Origin of the sequence: Streptomyces sp. NPDC004658 (assembly GCF_040609555.1) — a bacterium.
Taxonomy (GTDB): domain Bacteria; phylum Actinomycetota; class Actinomycetes; order Streptomycetales; family Streptomycetaceae; genus Streptomyces.
This window is the reverse complement of record NZ_JBEXKG010000070.1, coordinates 24,142-38,486: the sequence shown is the minus strand read 5'-3', so window position 1 is coordinate 38,486 and position 14,345 is coordinate 24,142. Positions and strand designations below refer to the sequence as shown.

The following is a 14,345-nucleotide window of genomic DNA, read 5'->3' as shown; positions in this document are numbered from 1 at the left end:
GTCGTCTCCGCCGACGGCGGCTACCGGCTCACCGCCGCACCCGACGACGTCGACCTCGGCCGCTTCGACCGGCTGACCGGCGACGGCCTCGCCGCCCTCGCCGACGGAGACCCGGCCAAGGCCGCCGCCGTCCTCGACGACGCCCTCGCCCTGTGGCGCGGCCCCGCCCTCGCCGACCTGCCCGACCGCACCGCCGAGGCGGCCCGCTGGGAGACCCGCCGGCTCGACGCGCTGCGCGCCCGGCACACCGCCGCCCTCGCCCTCGGCGAGGCCGAGCGGGCACTGCCCGAGCTGACCGCCCTGTGCGACAGCCACCCGCTGGACGAACCGCTCCAGGCGCTGCGCCTGCGCGCCCTGCGCGACACCGGCCGCCCCGCCCAGGCGCTCGCCGCCTACGAGGACGTACGACGTCTCCTCGCGGACCGGCTGGGCTCCGACCCCGGACCCGAACTGCGCGCCCTGCACGCCGAGCTGCTGCGCGACGAACCGGCCGAGCGGCCCGCCGCGGCCCGCCCGGGCAACCTGCCCGCCCGGCTCACCTCCTTCGTCGGCCGGGAATCCGACCTGCGGGCCATCGGCGCCGACCTGGCCACGGCCCGCCTGGTCACCCTCCTCGGGCCCGGCGGCGCGGGCAAGACCCGGCTGTCCCAGGAGGCCGCCGAGGCGGTACGGCACACCGTCCGGGACGGGGTCTGGCTCGCCGAGCTGGCCCCCGTCGACGACCCGGACGCGGTACCGCAGGCCGTGCTCACCGCGATCGGCGCCCGCGAGACCGTGCTGCACGGCGCCGGCGTGGACGGCATGCGCGCGGTCTCCGACCGGCACGGCGACCCCGTCGAACGGCTCGTGGAGCACTGCGCCCGGCGCCGCATGCTGATCATCCTGGACAACTGCGAGCACGTCGTGGACGCCGCCGCCCGGCTCACCGAGCACCTGCTCGCCCGCTGCCCGGGGCTGACCGTCCTCGCGACCAGCCGCGAACCCCTCGGCGTGCCGGGGGAGGTGGTGCGGCCGGTGGAGCCGCTGCCCGAGCCGGTCGCGCTGCGGCTGCTCGCCGACCGCGGCGCGGCGGCCCGCCCCGGCTTCCGGGTGGAGGACGACCCGGAGGCCTGCGCCGAGATCTGCCGCCGCCTGGACGGACTGCCCCTCGCGATCGAGCTGGCGGCGGCCCGGCTGCGCATGCTGACACCGCGCCAGATAGCGGACCGGCTGGACGACCGCTTCCGGCTGCTCACCTCCGGCAGCCGCACCGTCCTGCCCCGCCAGCAGACCCTCAGAGCCGTGGTCGACTGGTCCTGGGACCTGCTCGACGAAGCCGAACGGGACGTCCTCGCCCGGCTGTCGGTGTTCGCCGGCGGCTGCGACCTGGCCGCCGCCGAGGCCGTGTGCGGGCCCGCCGCCCTGGACGCCCTCGGCTCCCTGGTCGACAAGTCCCTGGTGGTGGCCGCTCCCGCGGCCGACGGCGGCATGCGCTACCGGCTGCTGGAGACCGTCGCCGAGTACGCCGCCGGACGCCTCGCCGAGACCGGCCACCGCGCGGAGGCCCAACGGGCCCACCTGACCTACTACCGGGAACTCGCCCGCACCACCGACCCGTTGCTGCGCGGCTCCGAGCAGCGCGCCGCCATCGACCGGTTCCAGCTGGAGTACGAGAACCTGCGCACCGCCTTCCGGCACGCCGTCGCCGAACGCGACGAGCAGGAGGGCCTGTGCCTGGTCCTGTCCCTGTTCTGGTTCTGGCAGATGCGCGACCAGCGCATCGAGGTCCGCACCTGGTGCCGGGAGGTCATGGCGCTCGGCCCCGACCCGTTCACCGAACCGGTCCGCCGCGCCGAACCGGTGTGGCAGCGCTGCACCGACGCCCCGCCGCCGTACACCGGCGAGATCCTCGCCGAGGCCCGGCGCGGAGTCCATCTGGCCCATCTGGCGTGCATGGACACCGAGATGGAGCTCTGGCAGACCCCCGAGGCGAAGGCGAAGCTCCGCGCCGTCGCCCGGGCCTACGAGCCCGGCCTGCCGCAGACCTGCCGGCCCCCGGGCATGCTGTGGTTCTTCGCCGCGCTGCTGACCGGCGGCACCGACCGGGTGCGCACCATCGTGGACGCCAACGTGCGGACCTGCCGGGAGACCCCGGGCTACGAGTGGGAGCTGGCCGGTGCCCTCCACCTGCGCGCCAACCTCCTGGCCAACCGCGCCTCCTGGGCCGGTGACGCCACCCGCGACGCCGAGGAGTCCCTGGAGATCTACCACCGGCTCGGCGACGCCTGGGGCACCACCGAGGCCCTGTCCGCCCGCGGCGAGGCCAACGAGCGCAAGGGCGCCTACGGCGAGGCCGCCGCCGACTACCGGGCCGCCATCGAACACGCCGAACGCCTCGGCGCCCGCGGCCAGGTCGCCGTGCTCCGCGCCCGGCTGGGGAGCGTGCTCGTGCAGGCCGGCGAGAGCGAACGCGGCGAGCGGATGCTCCGTGACGTCGCCGTGAGCGAGGGGGGCACCCCCAACGAGGCCGTGCCCTTCGCGCGGCTCTTCCTCGCCGGCTGGCTCAGCCTGACCGGCCGCACCGCGGAGGCCCGCGAACAGCTCCGGCTGACGCGCGAGGAGGTGACCATCGCGCGCTTCGTCGTGTTCGACGCGCTGATCACCTCCCAGGAGGCCTGGGTGGACGCCGTGGACGAGCGCGCGGAGGAAGCCCTCACCCGGGTCCGCGAGGCCGTCCGTCTCGCCGCCGACCCGTTGTCCGAGGCCCTCAACCCGCACCTGAACTCCATCTGCCTCACCATCGCGGCGATGGCCCTCGCCCGCGCCGACGGCGGCAGCCGTGCCGCCGACGCCGCCCGCTGCCTGGGCGCCGCCGACGCGCTGCTGCCGCCCGGCCACGTCCCCTCCGACGTGGAGCGGCGGTGCCACGCCATGACCGAGGCGCGGATACGGCAGGTGCTCGACCCGCGGTCGTACGAGGCCGCGTACGCCGAGGGCGGTGGCCTCTCCCTCGCGGAGGCCACCGCCCTGGTCTGAGCGCCGCGGACGTCAGCTCTTGGTGCGGAACTTGTGGATGGCGACCGGGGCCATGACCGCGGTCAGGCCGACCGACCAGATGAGCGTCACCCACAGGTCGTGCGCGACCGGGCCGCCCTCCATCAGGCCGCGTGCGGTGTCGGCCAGCGAGGACAGCGGGTTGTAGTCGGTGAACGCCTGGAGCCAGCCCGGCATCGAGGAGGTCGGCGCGAAGATCGACGAACCGAACTGGAGCGGCATCAGCACCAGGAAGCCCATCGCCTGCACCGACTGGGCGCTCTTCATGATCACGCCGAGGGTCAGGAACACCCACATCAGCGCCGAGCCGAACACCGCCGACAGTCCCACGGAGGCCAGCAGGCCGCTCCAGCTGTGGATGTCGTAGCCCACGAGGAGGGCGACCACCATCAGCACGACGGTCGCGAACAGCATCCGCATCAGCTCCACCGCGATCTTGGCGAAGAGCACGGAGCCGCGCCCGATCGGCAGGGACCGGAAGCGGTCCATGACACCGGAGTTGAAGTCCTGGTTGAAGCCGGTGCCCACGCCCTGGGCCATGTTCATGCCCATCATGGCCATGAGTCCGGGGATGACGTACTGGACGTACTGGTCCTGCCCGCCGCCCAGGGACTTTCCGATGGAGCCGCCGAAGACGTACACGAACAGCAGGGTGAAGACGACCGGGAACAGGATCGCGTCGAACATCGACTCCGGGTCCTGGCGGATCCAGAGCAGGTTGCGGCGGATCAGCGCGCCGGTGTGGCGCAGATGGGCCCGCAGCGGAATCGGCGTGTCCGTCTTCGGGGCGGCCGGGGACAAGGTGGCGGCGGTCATACGGTGACCTCCTGACGGTCGTCGGCGGGCATGGCGTCCTGCGGGGCACTGGCGCGGTGGCCGGTGAGCGACAGGAACACCTCGTCCAGGCTGGGCAGTTCGGTGGTGATAGAGGAGATCGTGATGCCGCGCGCGGTGACCGCGCCGACCACGGCGGTCAGCTGCTCGTCGCTGAGGATCGGCACCAGCAGGGTCCCGGTCTCGCTGTCCACGGTGGTCGCGGCGAGCCCGGTGATGCCCAGCTCGTCCAGCATCGTGGCGAGCGGGCGCAGCTCCAGCGGGTCCACCGGCCGCACCCGCAGGGTCCGTCCGCCGACGCGGGCCTTCAGCTCCTCGATCCCGCCGTTCGCGATGACCTTGCCCCGGTCCACCACGGTCAGCTCCGAGGCGAGCTGCTCGGCCTCCTCCATGTACTGGGTGGTGAGCAGCACGGTGACGCCGTCGCCGACCATCGCCTTCACCTCGTCCCAGACCTCGTTGCGGGTGCGCGGGTCGAGGCCGGTGGTCGGCTCGTCCAGGTACAGCACGGCGGGCCGTCCGATCATGGACGCGGCCAGGTCCAGCCGGCGCCGCATGCCGCCGGAGTACGTGCCCGCCGGGCGCCGGGCGGCCTCCGTCAGCGAGAAGCGCTCCAGCAGCTCGTCGGCGCGGGCGCGGGCGTCCTTGCGGGACAGGTCCAGCAGCCGGCCGATCAGGTACAGGTTCTCCCAGCCCGGGAGCTTCTCGTCCACCGAGGCGTACTGGCCGGTGAGGCCGATGACCCGGCGCAGCTGGCGGGGCTGGCGCACGACGTCGTAGCCGGCCACCGTGGCCTGCCCGGCGTCGGGGGCGATGAGGGTGGACAGGATCCGTACGAGGGTGGTCTTGCCGGCGCCGTTCGGCCCGAGCACACCCATCACGGTGCCCTCGCGCACGTCCAGGTCGACGCCGTCCAGCGCCTTGGTCTCGCCGTAGTGCTTGACCAGTCCCCGTACGGTCACGGCGGAGCGTCCGCCGACGGGGTTGTCGTCGATGCGTGTCATGCCGATGACAGTGCCAGGGCCCACCGACAAACCACCGACAGCCGGCCGACACCCGCCGATGCGCTGCCGACACCACCGACACATCCCCGACGATCAAAGAGGGGCAGCCCGCCGACGGGGGAAGATCGGCGGGCTGCCCGGTGGTGCCGCGATGGCCTAGTGGACGGAGTGCTCCTCCAGCGGGAAGTCCCCGCCGACGACGTCCTCCGCGAACGCCTTGACCGCGTCGCCCATGACCTCACGCAGGTTCGCGTACTTCTTGACGAACTTCGGGACCCGGCCGGAGGTCAGCCCGAGCATGTCCGTCCAGACCAGGACCTGCGCGTCCGTCTCCGGGCCCGCGCCGATGCCGACCGTCGGGATGTGCAGCACCCGCGTCACCTCGGCCGCCAGCTCCGCCGGAACCAGCTCCAGCACCACCGCGAACGCCCCCGCGTCCTGCACGGCCTTGGCGTCGCGCAGCAGCTGCTGCGCCGCCTCCTCGCCGCGCCCCTGCACGCGGTAGCCCATCGCGTTGACGGACTGCGGGGTCAGCCCGATGTGGGCCATGACCGGGATGCCGGACTCCACCAGCAGCCGGATCTGCTCGTGGGACCGCTCGCCGCCCTCCAGCTTGACCGCGCCGACCCCGGCCTCCTTCACCAGCCGGGTCGCCGAGCGCAGCGCCTGCACCGGGCCCTCCTGGTAGGAGCCGAAGGGCAGGTCGCCGACGATCAGGGAGCGGGTCGTGCCGCGTACGACGGCCGCCGACAGCATGGTCATCTCGTCGAGGGTGACGGGGACGGTGGTGTCGTACCCGAGGTGGCAGTTGCCCGCCGAGTCGCCGACCAGGAGGACCGGGATGCCGGCCTCGTCGAAGACGGACGCGGTCATCGCGTCGTAGGCGGTGAGCATGGGCCACTTCTCGCCCCGCTCCTTGGCGAGGGCGATGTCGCGGACGGTGATGCGGCGGGTGCCCTTTCCTCCGTAGAGGCCCCCGTACAGCGCCTTGCTGCCGTCGGAGGGCTTGTTCTGGGCAGCCGAAAGCTGCGTCATGGCAACGGCTCCTTCAGTCATCTCGAGGCGCCCTGACGGCGTCCCCGGACCGACTCCATGGTGGCACCTCGTGCCATTCGGGGCCAGGGGTACCCCCTGTGAGCCGAGCCGCGTAAGGCCTTGGTAAAGAAATAAGATACGAGACGGTTCCGTATCGAAATGATCGTAGGCTCGAACACATGACAAGTCCCGTCCCTGCCTCCCGAATACCGGAAGCGGTGCACCGACGCCGCTGGGCGATCCTCGGCGTGCTCATGCTCAGCCTGCTGATCGTGGTGCTCGACAACTCGATCCTGAACGTCGCCATCAAGACCATCGCCACCCCGGCGCCGACCGGCCTCGGCGCCACGCAGAGCGAGATCGAGTGGGCGATCAACGCCTACACCCTCGTCTTCGCCGGCCTGCTGTTCACCGCCGGACTCGTCGGCGACCGGCTCGGCCGCAAGAAGGTGCTGCTCGGCGGCATCCTCGTGTTCGGCATCGGCTCCGCGCTCGCCGCCGAGTCCGGCTCGCCCGGCCAGCTGATCGCCTACCGCGCGCTGATGGCGCTCGGCGCGGCCTTCGTCATGCCCGCCACCCTCGCCGTGCTGATGAACGTCTTCGAGCGCGAGGAGCAGCCCAAGGCCATCGGCATCTGGGCCGGCGGCGTCGGCCTGGCCATCGCCATCGGCCCGATCACCGGCGGCGCGCTCCTCGACCACTTCTGGTGGGGATCGGTCTTCCTGATCAACGTGCCCATCGTGATCGTCGCGCTCGTCCTGATGACCTGGCTGGTCCCCGACTCCCGCGACCCGCGGCCCGGCCGCCTCGACCCCGTCGGCGTGGTCCTGTCCGTCGTCGGCCTCGTCCTGCTCGTCTACGGCATCATCAAGGGCGGCGAACTCGCCGACTTCACCGACGCCAAGGTGCTCGTCACCATCGCCGCGGGGCTCGTCGTGCTGACCGGCTTCGTCGTCTTCGAGAAGCGCAGCGACCACCCGTCGCTCGACGTCACCTACTTCCGCAACAAGGTCTTCTCGGCCGCCATGAGCGCCATCGCGCTGGTCTTCTTCGCGCTGATGGGCGTCACGTTCTTCGGCGTCTTCTACACCCAGAGCGTGCGCGGCTACTCCCCGCTGGAGTCCGGCGTGCTGATGCTGCCCCTCGCCGCCGCCCAGCTGATCTTCGCGCCGCGCGCCCGGCTGCTGGTCGACCGGTTCGGCAACAAGGCCACCACCACCGGCGGTCTGGTGCTGATCGCGGCGACGCTGGCCGCGTTCGCCACGTTCGAGGCCGACACGCCGATCTGGCTGCTGGAGGTCGTCTTCTTCCTCATGGGCACCGGCATGGCGCACATCATGACCCCGACCTCGGTCGTCATCATGCAGGCCCTGCCCCGCGAGAAGGCCGGCTCCGCCTCGGCGCTCAGCAACACCTTCCGCCAGGTCGGCGGCGCCCTCGGTATCGCCGTCCTCGGCTCGGTGCTCGCCACCTCGTACCGCAACGGCATCGAGGACAAGCTCGGCCTGCTGCCGCCCGGCCTGCGCGAGACCGCCGGCGAGTCCATCGAGGCCACCCTCGGCGTCGCCCAGAAGCTCGGCCCGCAGGGCAAGGCCCTGGTCACCCCCGCCAACGACGCGTTCCTGCACGCCATGCACGTCACCGCCCTGTGCGGTACGGGCGTCGCGCTGATCGGCGCCGTGGTGACCTTCCTGTTCCTGCCGGGCAAGCCGGCCGCCGGTCAGCGGCAGGACAAGGGAGCGGAGTTGGTCGCCGCCGGGGAGTGAGTCCCGCGCGCGGTTCCACGGGGGAAGGAGGCGGCTGCGGGACAATCCCCGCAGCACAGTGAGAGGACGGATCGTCGTGAGCCTTGCCGAGAGCCGGCCGCGTCCGGAGGGACCCGCCCGGGGCCGGCCGCGCAGCGAAGCGGTGGAACGCGCCATCCTGGAAGGCGTGATGAAGCTCCTGGAGGAGGGCGTGCCCCTCGCCGAGCTGTCCATCGAGCGGGTCGCCCGCACGGCCGGGGTCGGCAAGGCCACCATCTACCGCCGCTGGAGCGGCAAGGAGGAACTGTTCGTCGACGTCGTGCGCGCCGCCGAACCCCCCGACCCCGAGCTGCCCGGCACCTCCCTGCGCGACGACCTCGTCGTGCTGCTGGAGTCCCTGCGCCGGCGCGGCCTCGTCAGCCGCTCCTCGGCGATCCTGCACAACGTGTACGCCCAGATGAAGAGCAGCCCGCGGATCTGGGCGGCGTACCACGCCAGCGTCATAGCGCCCCGCCGCGACCTCGCCCTGGACCTGCTGCGCCGCGCGCAGGCGAACGGCGAGATCCGGGCGGACATCGACCTGGACCTGGCCAACGACATGTTCGTCGGCCCCATGCTCGTCCGCTCCGTCATGCGCCCCGACGCCGATCTGCCGGAGGGTCTGGCGGAGCAGATCGTCGACGCGGTCCTGGAGGGCCTACGCCCCGTCAGGTCCACGGTGCCGTAGCACTAATGTGCGCGTTTCGTCACAGACCCCATGCGTCCCGGGGGCGACCGGAACTCGCGGCCCCGGCTCGTTCGTCCTCGTCTTCCGTACGGCCGTCATGGGACGGCGGAACGGAGCCGATCATCCCCTAGGGTCGGAAGAGCACGGGGGCGAACGGTGTGCACGGCAGGCAGTGAGGCAGACGGTATGGCGCAGCAGGCGTACATGACGGAGACGGTGGACGACGGCTCGGGGCCCGAGCGACCGGGATCCCGGCCCCGACGCCTGACGCACCGCCTGTTCAACGGGTGGCGGAACGATCCGCGCGTCTGGCGGCGCGGCGTCGTCCTCGCCGTACTGGCCCTGCTGCTCGCCCTGGTGATGCTGCTGCACGCGCACATCCCCAACGCCGTGGGCAACCTCGGCTCGCTCACCGAGACGTTCCTGCCCTGGCTGGGCCTGGCCGTCCCGGTCCTTGTGGTGCTCGCCCTGGTCCGCCGGTCGGCGACCGCCCTGATCGCGATCACGCTCCCGGCGATCGTCTGGCTGAACCTCTTCGGCGGGCTGCTGACCGACAGGTCGGCCGCCGGCGGCGACCTCATGGTGGCCACCCACAACGTCAACGCCGACAACCCCGACCCGGCCGCGACCGCCACCGACGTGGCCGCGTCCGGCGCCGACGTCCTGGCCCTGGAGGAGCTGCCCGCCTCCGCCGTACCCGTCTACGAGAAGGCGCTGGCGTCGACGTACAAGTACCACGCGGTCGTCGGCACGGTCGGGCTGTGGAGCAAGTACCCGATGACCGGCGTCCGCGCCGTCGACATCAAGCTCGGCTGGAAGCGGGCGATGCGCGCCACCGTGGCGACGCCCAAGGGCCCGGTCGCGGTCTACGTCGCCCACCTGCCCTCGGTGCGGGTGAAGATGGAGGCCGGGTTCACCGCCCGGCAGCGGGACAGGAGCGCCAACGCGCTCGGCGAGGCCATCGCCGACGAGCCCCTGAAGCAGGTGGTGCTCCTCGGCGACCTGAACGGCACCATGAACGACCGCGCGCTCACCGCCGTCACCTCCCAGATGCGCTCCACGCAGGGCGCGGCGGGCAGTGGCTTCGGGTTCAGCTGGCCGGCGTCGTTCCCGATGGCGCGCATCGACCAGATCATGGTCAAGGGCGTGGAGCCGGAGAAGAGCTGGACGCTGCCGCGCACCAACAGCGATCACCTGCCCGTAGCGGCCCGTGTGAAGCTCGACACAGCCTCTTAACCTGCTGGAATACTGGACCTGAGAGAGTTTGTTCCGTCCGGGAACATACTGCGAGACTCGAACCTGTACGGCACTCCGCTCTCTGAAAGGTCCCTCATGCCCCTGGCCCTGCTCGCCCTTGCCGTGGGCGCCTTCGGCATCGGTACGACCGAGTTCGTGATGATGGGCCTCCTGCCCGACGTCGCGGACGACCTGCACATCTCGATCCCCAGCGCCGGGCACCTGGTCTCGGCGTACGCGCTGGGCGTCGTCATCGGCGCCCCGCTGCTGGCCGCACTGACCGCGCGGATGTCCCGCCGCACGGTCCTGATCTCCCTCATGGCCCTGTTCGTCGCCGGCAACGCCCTGTCGGCGTTCGCCCCCGGCAACGGCTCCCTGCTGGCCGCCCGCTTCCTCAGCGGCCTGCCGCACGGCGCCTTCTTCGGCGTGGGCGCGGTCGTCGCCACGGCGATGGTCCCGCCGGAGCGCAAGGCCCGCTCGGTGTCCCTGATGTTCCTCGGCCTGACCGTCGCCAACATCGCGGGCGTCCCCGTCGCCACGCTGATGGGCCAGCACCTCGGCTGGCGCGCGACGTTCCTGGGGGTGAGCGCGATCGGCATCGCGGCGATCGCCTCCCTGGCCCTCCTGATCCCGCACGACCGGAACCACGCGGCGACGTCGACGGGCCTGCGCGGCGAACTGGCGGCCCTGAAGTCGGTGCCGGTCTGGCTGGCCCTCGGTACGACGGTGGCCGGCTTCGGCGCCCTCTTCGCGGCCTACAGCTACGTCACCCCGATGCTGACGGACGCGGCGGGCTACGCCGACACCAGCGTGACCCTGCTCCTGGCCCTCTTCGGCGTCGGCGCCACGGCGGGCAACCTGCTGGGCGGCCGGCTCGCCGACCACTCCCTGCGCGGCACCCTCTTCGGCGGCCTGGCGTCCCTGGGCGCGGTCCTGCTGCTCTTCCCCCTGCTGATGCGGGCGGAGTGGAGCGCGGCCCTGGCGGTGACCCTCCTGGGCATGGCGGCGTTCATCACCGGCTCCCCCCTCCAGCTGATGGTGATGGAGAAGGCGTCGGCGGCCCCCTCCCTCGCCTCCTCGGCCAACCAGGCGGCCTTCAACCTGGCCAACGCGGGCGGCGCCTGGATCGGCGGCCTGGCCCTGGCGGCCGGCTTCGGCACGACGTCCCCGGCCCTCGCGGGAGCGGCCCTGGCCGTCCTGGGCCTCGGCGTGGCGAGTGTGGCGTACGCGGTGGACCGCCGCCGGGAGACTCCGTCGGTGGGGCGGGTGGTGGCGTCCCGGGTCCCGGAGGCGGAGGACGCGCAGGCACTGCACCGCTGAGGGGCGGGGCGGAGGGCCCGCGGGGGTGGGCTGCGGCTAGTCACCGATGAACCACAGGGAACTCCCCGGCGTGGCCGCGCAGACCTCCAGCATCTCGGCGAGGTCGAGGAGGGCGGCCTGCTGGAACGGGCTGGCGCACTCCCGCACCAGGGCGGCCACCTCGGGAAGGGCGGCTGCCGCGTCCTGCTCGGTGAAGCGGGTGTCCCGGTAGGGGTCGACCTGTGCGAGCCGCCCGTGGCTCACCCCGTCCAGGGCCCGCGCGAGGGCGTCACCGTGCGCATGGGAACGGCGGACGAGGGTGTCCGAGGGGCGCCCCTTCTTCCGCGACGCCTGCCCGACCCGTACCTCCAGCTCGATACCCACGGCACCTCCGTCCGGCTTGCTGTCCCGGCCCAGCAGTCAAGGTGACCGTTGGTCCGCTCGCTTCCCGGCCAGTGTCGGGCTTCCGCGAGGTGAGTCAAGGGCGCGTTCCGCGTCGCCTTCGGCGATGGGCCTCCGGCCCACCCTTGACACACCTCGCTCCAGCCCGGGGAAGAAGCGAGCGAGCGGCCCGAAACAGCGGTGGCCGCAGCGGCAACGGGCCCCCAGGCCGGCTGAGTGCGTGCCGTCGGAAGGGGCACGCGGTCGCGCCTCGCCAGCACGCCGCGTCGGTCTGGCGGCTCGCGGCCGGTGGGTGGGGCGCGTCCGCGTCTCGCATGGACGCCGGGTGGGCTTAGCGGCTTGTGGTGGGCGGGTGGTTGGGTCCCCGCAGGCCGTGATTGGCGGAATTGTGCCAAGGGGCGCAGCAGAAGTGCAGGTCAGAAGGGCGGGTAGGTGGTCACGTGGCCCAAATCCGCCAATTACCCGGTTCCATTGGCTAGGGCTCTGGTCCTGTGGTCTGCCCGTGATCGAAAAAGCGGCTCCGCTGCCCCCGACGGTCTTCCCGCTCGCCAAGGGACGTGCGTGGGCCATGCTGGCCGGGTCCCTGGTGTTCGTCGCGCTGGGCATCGTCTTCCTGGTCGCCCACAGCACCGCGAAGACGACTGTGGCGGGGGCGCCGGCCTTCTGCTTCTTCGGGTTCTGCTCGGTGATCTTCATCCAGCGCCTGCTCCCCGACCGACCGGAACTGGTGCTGGACGACCCGGACGCCTACCTGGCCCGCGCACCCAAGCTCGTCCGCAGGACCGCGTCCATGAACGCACGGCTCGGCTTCGGCCCGGCCACCATGGCCACGAGCACCTTGCGGGTGCCGCCCGAGGCCGTCCTGGACGCGATGCGGCGCCACTGCCCCGGACTCGCAATACAGCAGCACTGAGCGCGCCCCCCACCCCACCACCCGCAAGCCGCTTGGCCCTCCCGGCGTGCTGGCGAGGCGCGGTCGCGTTCCCCTTCCGACGGTGTCGGGGCAGTTGGCGGCGGGGACCGGTGCCGGTGAGGGGGCCACTTTCCTCCGGTCGCCCGCTCGCTTCTTCCCCGGGCTGGAGCGAGGTGTGTCAAGGGTGGGCCGGAGGCCCATCGCCGAAGGCGACGCGCAGCGCCCTTGACGCACCTCGCGGAAGCCCGACTCTGGCCGAGAAGCGGGCGGCCCGACGGTCACTTCCCGGCATCCGCTCGCATCAGCTCCCCGTAGTCCCTCCGCAGTCCCCCGGCTCAGTTCCTCAGCTCGCACCACACCGTCTTCCGGTCCGGCCCCTGGTCCACGCCCCATCGTTCGGCCAGCGCGTCCACGAGAGCCAGCCCCCGCCCCGACTCCGCCGCCTCCTCGGCGGACAGCAGAACGGGGAGGGCGCGCGGGTCGGGATCGGTCACCTCGATCCGCGTACGGCCCCCCACCGCCGTACCCCCGACACGGACGGTCACCGGTGTTCCCTCGCCGAGGTGGTCGATGACGTTCGTCAGCAGCTCCGTCGCACACAGGTGGACGTCGAAGCCGTGCCCACGGAGGTGGCGGCGCAGTTCCGGTGCCGCCTTCGCCGTGGCCAGCAGGTGCAGTTCCAGCAGCGTCATCACTCCGCCGCCGCCTTCCTCAGCGCGGCGGCCAGCGCCCGCGCCGTGGCCGTGTTGCAGTTCCCGAGCGTGACGAGTCCGGCGGGCGGGGCGTACGTACCCGCGAAGCTCGGCAGGTCGACCCGGAGCGAGGGGAGCGTGATGCCGTGCAGGGCGAGCGCGGCGCGGAGGTCCTCCACGCAGAGGGTGACGTCGTAGGCGGTGGGGGAGCGGTCGGACATGAGAGGCGGCAACCTTCTGTGCGGTGTGTGACGAATGCCTCACAGCGTGTCGCCGGTCTCGCTACCGTGGAAGGGGTTTCGCGTTCGCGACCAGGGCAGCGGAGGAGAGTGAGCGGTGGCTCGGGGCAAGGACATTGACGGCTCGATGAGCGTCCCGACCTTCTACGGCAAGGAGCTGCGGTGGAAGCGGGAGGCGGCCGGCCTGTCGTTGGAGGCGTTCCTTGAGGGCAGCTTCTACGGCAAGACCTACCTCAGCGATATCGAGCACGGGGAGCGGAGGATGCCCATCGATCTGGCCCGGCATGCGGATCGAGTTCTCGACACCGACGGCTTCTTCGAGCGCCGTTGCGAGGATGTGCGGAGGGCGAGGAGGGCTGGGCACCCCGCGTATTTCGAGAAGGTCTTGGAGGCGGAGAAGTATGCGCTGACCATCGAAGAGTGGTGCCCGACGCTCTTGCCGGGACTACTCCAGATTCCGGCCTACGCGCGGGCCGTCATCCTGGCCGGTCTTCCGTTGTCCTCCGACGCCGAGGTGGAAGAAAAGGTCAGCAGCCGAACAGCGCGCGCCGCCCTGTTCGAAGCGGATCACCACACCCCGGAGTACTGGGTCATCATGCATGAGTCGCTGCTCACCCAACCGCTCCTCGAAGCCTCGGACATGGCGGCGCAGCTCGATCACATCGGGGACTTGGCGGACCGGCGCCGGATCACTCCGCAGATCGTTCCGTGGAAGCAACGGGCGTATCCCCTGATGGCCGCTTCCATCATGACCATGACGTTCCCAGATGCGCCCCCGCTGGTGTACACCGAGGCGTCCTACAGCGGAGTCACCGTCGATGATCCGGCCCTCGTGGAGCGGTACCGCAAGGCATACGATCGGCTCAGGGCCGTCGCGCTGTCACCAGACACGTCCCTCGCCATGATCAAGTCAGCGGCAGAGGATCACCGAAATGGCAAGCAATCGGATCGACTTGAGTAGAGCTCTCTGGTTCAAGAGCAGCTACAGCAACGAAGACGGCGGTAACTGTCTGGAAGTCGCCACCAACATCCCCGGCGTCATCCCGGTCCGCGACTCAAAAACCCCCCACGGCCCCACCCTCCTCCTCCCCCCCACCGCCTGGACCCCCTTCATCACCGCGCTCAAGTCCCGCTAGCAGGCGACACGAACGGGGCGTGAGGTGCACAGGCACCCCACGCCCCGTCA

General features: G+C 71.8%; 14 protein-coding genes. 8 read left to right on the top strand and 6 right to left on the bottom strand.

Annotated features, from left to right (window positions below; all coding sequences use genetic code 11):
• Positions 1-3,015: BTAD domain-containing putative transcriptional regulator (locus ABZV94_RS23195; protein ID WP_356343147.1), on the top strand; the 3,015-nt coding region annotated here is incomplete at its 5' end.
• A gap of 12 nt (positions 3,016-3,027) precedes the next feature.
• Here ABZV94_RS23195 and ABZV94_RS23190 read toward each other — a convergent pair.
• The 3 genes from ABZV94_RS23190 to panB form a co-directional block, all read right to left on the bottom strand.
• A complete protein-coding gene (locus tag ABZV94_RS23190; RefSeq protein ID WP_356343144.1) occupies positions 3,028-3,849 on the bottom strand; it encodes an ABC transporter permease in 822 nt (273 codons plus the stop codon).
• Positions 3,846-4,871 carry an ATP-binding cassette domain-containing protein gene (locus ABZV94_RS23185; RefSeq protein ID WP_356343142.1) on the bottom strand — a complete coding sequence of 342 codons (1,026 nt, stop codon included), beginning with the start codon at positions 4,869-4,871 and terminating at the stop codon, positions 3,846-3,848. The genes ABZV94_RS23190 and ABZV94_RS23185 overlap by 4 nt, the downstream gene beginning before the upstream one ends.
• A 156-nt stretch (positions 4,872-5,027) precedes the next feature.
• Positions 5,028-5,906 (bottom strand): 3-methyl-2-oxobutanoate hydroxymethyltransferase, encoded by an 879-nt coding sequence (gene panB, locus ABZV94_RS23180; RefSeq protein ID WP_356343140.1) that lies wholly within the window; start codon positions 5,904-5,906, stop codon positions 5,028-5,030.
• 179 nt (positions 5,907-6,085) lie between these two features.
• Between panB and ABZV94_RS23175 the strand changes: the two genes are divergently transcribed.
• The 4 genes from ABZV94_RS23175 (at position 6,086) to ABZV94_RS23160 (ending at position 10,934) form a co-directional block, all read left to right on the top strand.
• Entirely contained in the window at positions 6,086-7,672 is a 1,587-nt protein-coding gene (locus ABZV94_RS23175; protein ID WP_356343138.1) for an MFS transporter, read from the top strand.
• Between the two features lie 76 nt (positions 7,673-7,748).
• Positions 7,749-8,378 (top strand): TetR/AcrR family transcriptional regulator, encoded by a 630-nt coding sequence (locus ABZV94_RS23170; RefSeq protein WP_356343135.1) that lies wholly within the window; start codon positions 7,749-7,751, stop codon positions 8,376-8,378.
• Between the two features lie 186 nt (positions 8,379-8,564).
• Positions 8,565-9,614 carry an endonuclease/exonuclease/phosphatase family protein gene (locus ABZV94_RS23165; RefSeq protein ID WP_356343133.1) on the top strand — a complete coding sequence of 350 codons (1,050 nt, stop codon included), beginning with the start codon at positions 8,565-8,567 and terminating at the stop codon, positions 9,612-9,614.
• Between the two features lie 96 nt (positions 9,615-9,710).
• Positions 9,711-10,934, top strand: a complete 1,224-nt coding sequence (locus ABZV94_RS23160) for an MFS transporter (protein ID WP_356343131.1) — start codon at positions 9,711-9,713, stop codon at positions 10,932-10,934.
• 36 nt (positions 10,935-10,970) lie between these two features.
• Here ABZV94_RS23160 and ABZV94_RS23155 read toward each other — a convergent pair whose 3' ends face one another.
• The gene (locus ABZV94_RS23155) at positions 10,971-11,297 is read right to left on the bottom strand and encodes a hypothetical protein (RefSeq protein ID WP_356343129.1); all 327 of its coding nucleotides are present in this window, start codon (positions 11,295-11,297) and stop codon (positions 10,971-10,973) included.
• Positions 11,298-11,817: 520 nt separating this feature from the next.
• Here ABZV94_RS23155 and ABZV94_RS23150 point away from each other — a divergent pair.
• Positions 11,818-12,228 (top strand): hypothetical protein, encoded by a 411-nt coding sequence (locus ABZV94_RS23150; RefSeq protein ID WP_356343126.1) that lies wholly within the window; start codon positions 11,818-11,820, stop codon positions 12,226-12,228.
• A 335-nt stretch (positions 12,229-12,563) separates the two neighbouring features.
• On the opposite strand, the gene ABZV94_RS23145 is transcribed toward ABZV94_RS23150, so the two are convergent.
• Together ABZV94_RS23145 and ABZV94_RS23140 are read right to left on the bottom strand one after the other, a co-directional pair.
• Entirely contained in the window at positions 12,564-12,920 is a 357-nt protein-coding gene (locus ABZV94_RS23145) for an ATP-binding protein (protein WP_356343123.1), read from the bottom strand.
• The gene (locus ABZV94_RS23140) at positions 12,920-13,141 is read right to left on the bottom strand and encodes a hypothetical protein (RefSeq protein ID WP_189894229.1); all 222 of its coding nucleotides are present in this window, start codon (positions 13,139-13,141) and stop codon (positions 12,920-12,922) included. Before ABZV94_RS23140 ends, ABZV94_RS23145 begins: the two co-directional genes overlap by 1 nt.
• Positions 13,142-13,256: 115 nt before the next feature.
• On the opposite strand from ABZV94_RS23140, the gene ABZV94_RS23135 reads away from it, so the two are divergent.
• Together ABZV94_RS23135 and ABZV94_RS23130 are read left to right on the top strand one after the other, a co-directional pair.
• Positions 13,257-14,120 carry a helix-turn-helix transcriptional regulator gene (locus ABZV94_RS23135; protein ID WP_356343121.1) on the top strand — a complete coding sequence of 288 codons (864 nt, stop codon included), beginning with the start codon at positions 13,257-13,259 and terminating at the stop codon, positions 14,118-14,120.
• Complete coding sequence (locus tag ABZV94_RS23130) at positions 14,092-14,295, top strand: DUF397 domain-containing protein (RefSeq protein WP_356343118.1); 204 nt, start codon at positions 14,092-14,094, stop codon at positions 14,293-14,295. Before ABZV94_RS23135 ends, ABZV94_RS23130 begins: the two co-directional genes overlap by 29 nt.
• The last annotated feature ends 50 nt before the right edge of the window (positions 14,296-14,345 follow it).

Excerpts from the sequence above, each read along its gene's own strand:
- ABZV94_RS23190 (WP_356343144.1), bottom strand. The coding sequence starts at position 3,849 with ATGACCGCCGCCACCTTGTCCCCGGCCGCCCCGAAGACGGACACGCCG.
- ABZV94_RS23175 (WP_356343138.1), top strand. The coding sequence starts at position 6,086 with ATGACAAGTCCCGTCCCTGCCTCCCGAATACCGGAAGCGGTGCACCGA.
- ABZV94_RS23185 (WP_356343142.1), bottom strand. The coding sequence starts at position 4,871 with ATGACACGCATCGACGACAACCCCGTCGGCGGACGCTCCGCCGTGACC.
- ABZV94_RS23165 (WP_356343133.1), top strand. The coding sequence starts at position 8,565 with ATGGCGCAGCAGGCGTACATGACGGAGACGGTGGACGACGGCTCGGGG.
- ABZV94_RS23140 (WP_189894229.1), bottom strand. The coding sequence starts at position 13,141 with ATGTCCGACCGCTCCCCCACCGCCTACGACGTCACCCTCTGCGTGGAG.
- ABZV94_RS23145 (WP_356343123.1), bottom strand. The coding sequence starts at position 12,920 with ATGACGCTGCTGGAACTGCACCTGCTGGCCACGGCGAAGGCGGCACCG.
- ABZV94_RS23160 (WP_356343131.1), top strand. The coding sequence starts at position 9,711 with ATGCCCCTGGCCCTGCTCGCCCTTGCCGTGGGCGCCTTCGGCATCGGT.
- ABZV94_RS23130 (WP_356343118.1), top strand. The coding sequence starts at position 14,092 with ATGGCAAGCAATCGGATCGACTTGAGTAGAGCTCTCTGGTTCAAGAGC.
- panB (WP_356343140.1), bottom strand. The coding sequence starts at position 5,906 with ATGACGCAGCTTTCGGCTGCCCAGAACAAGCCCTCCGACGGCAGCAAG.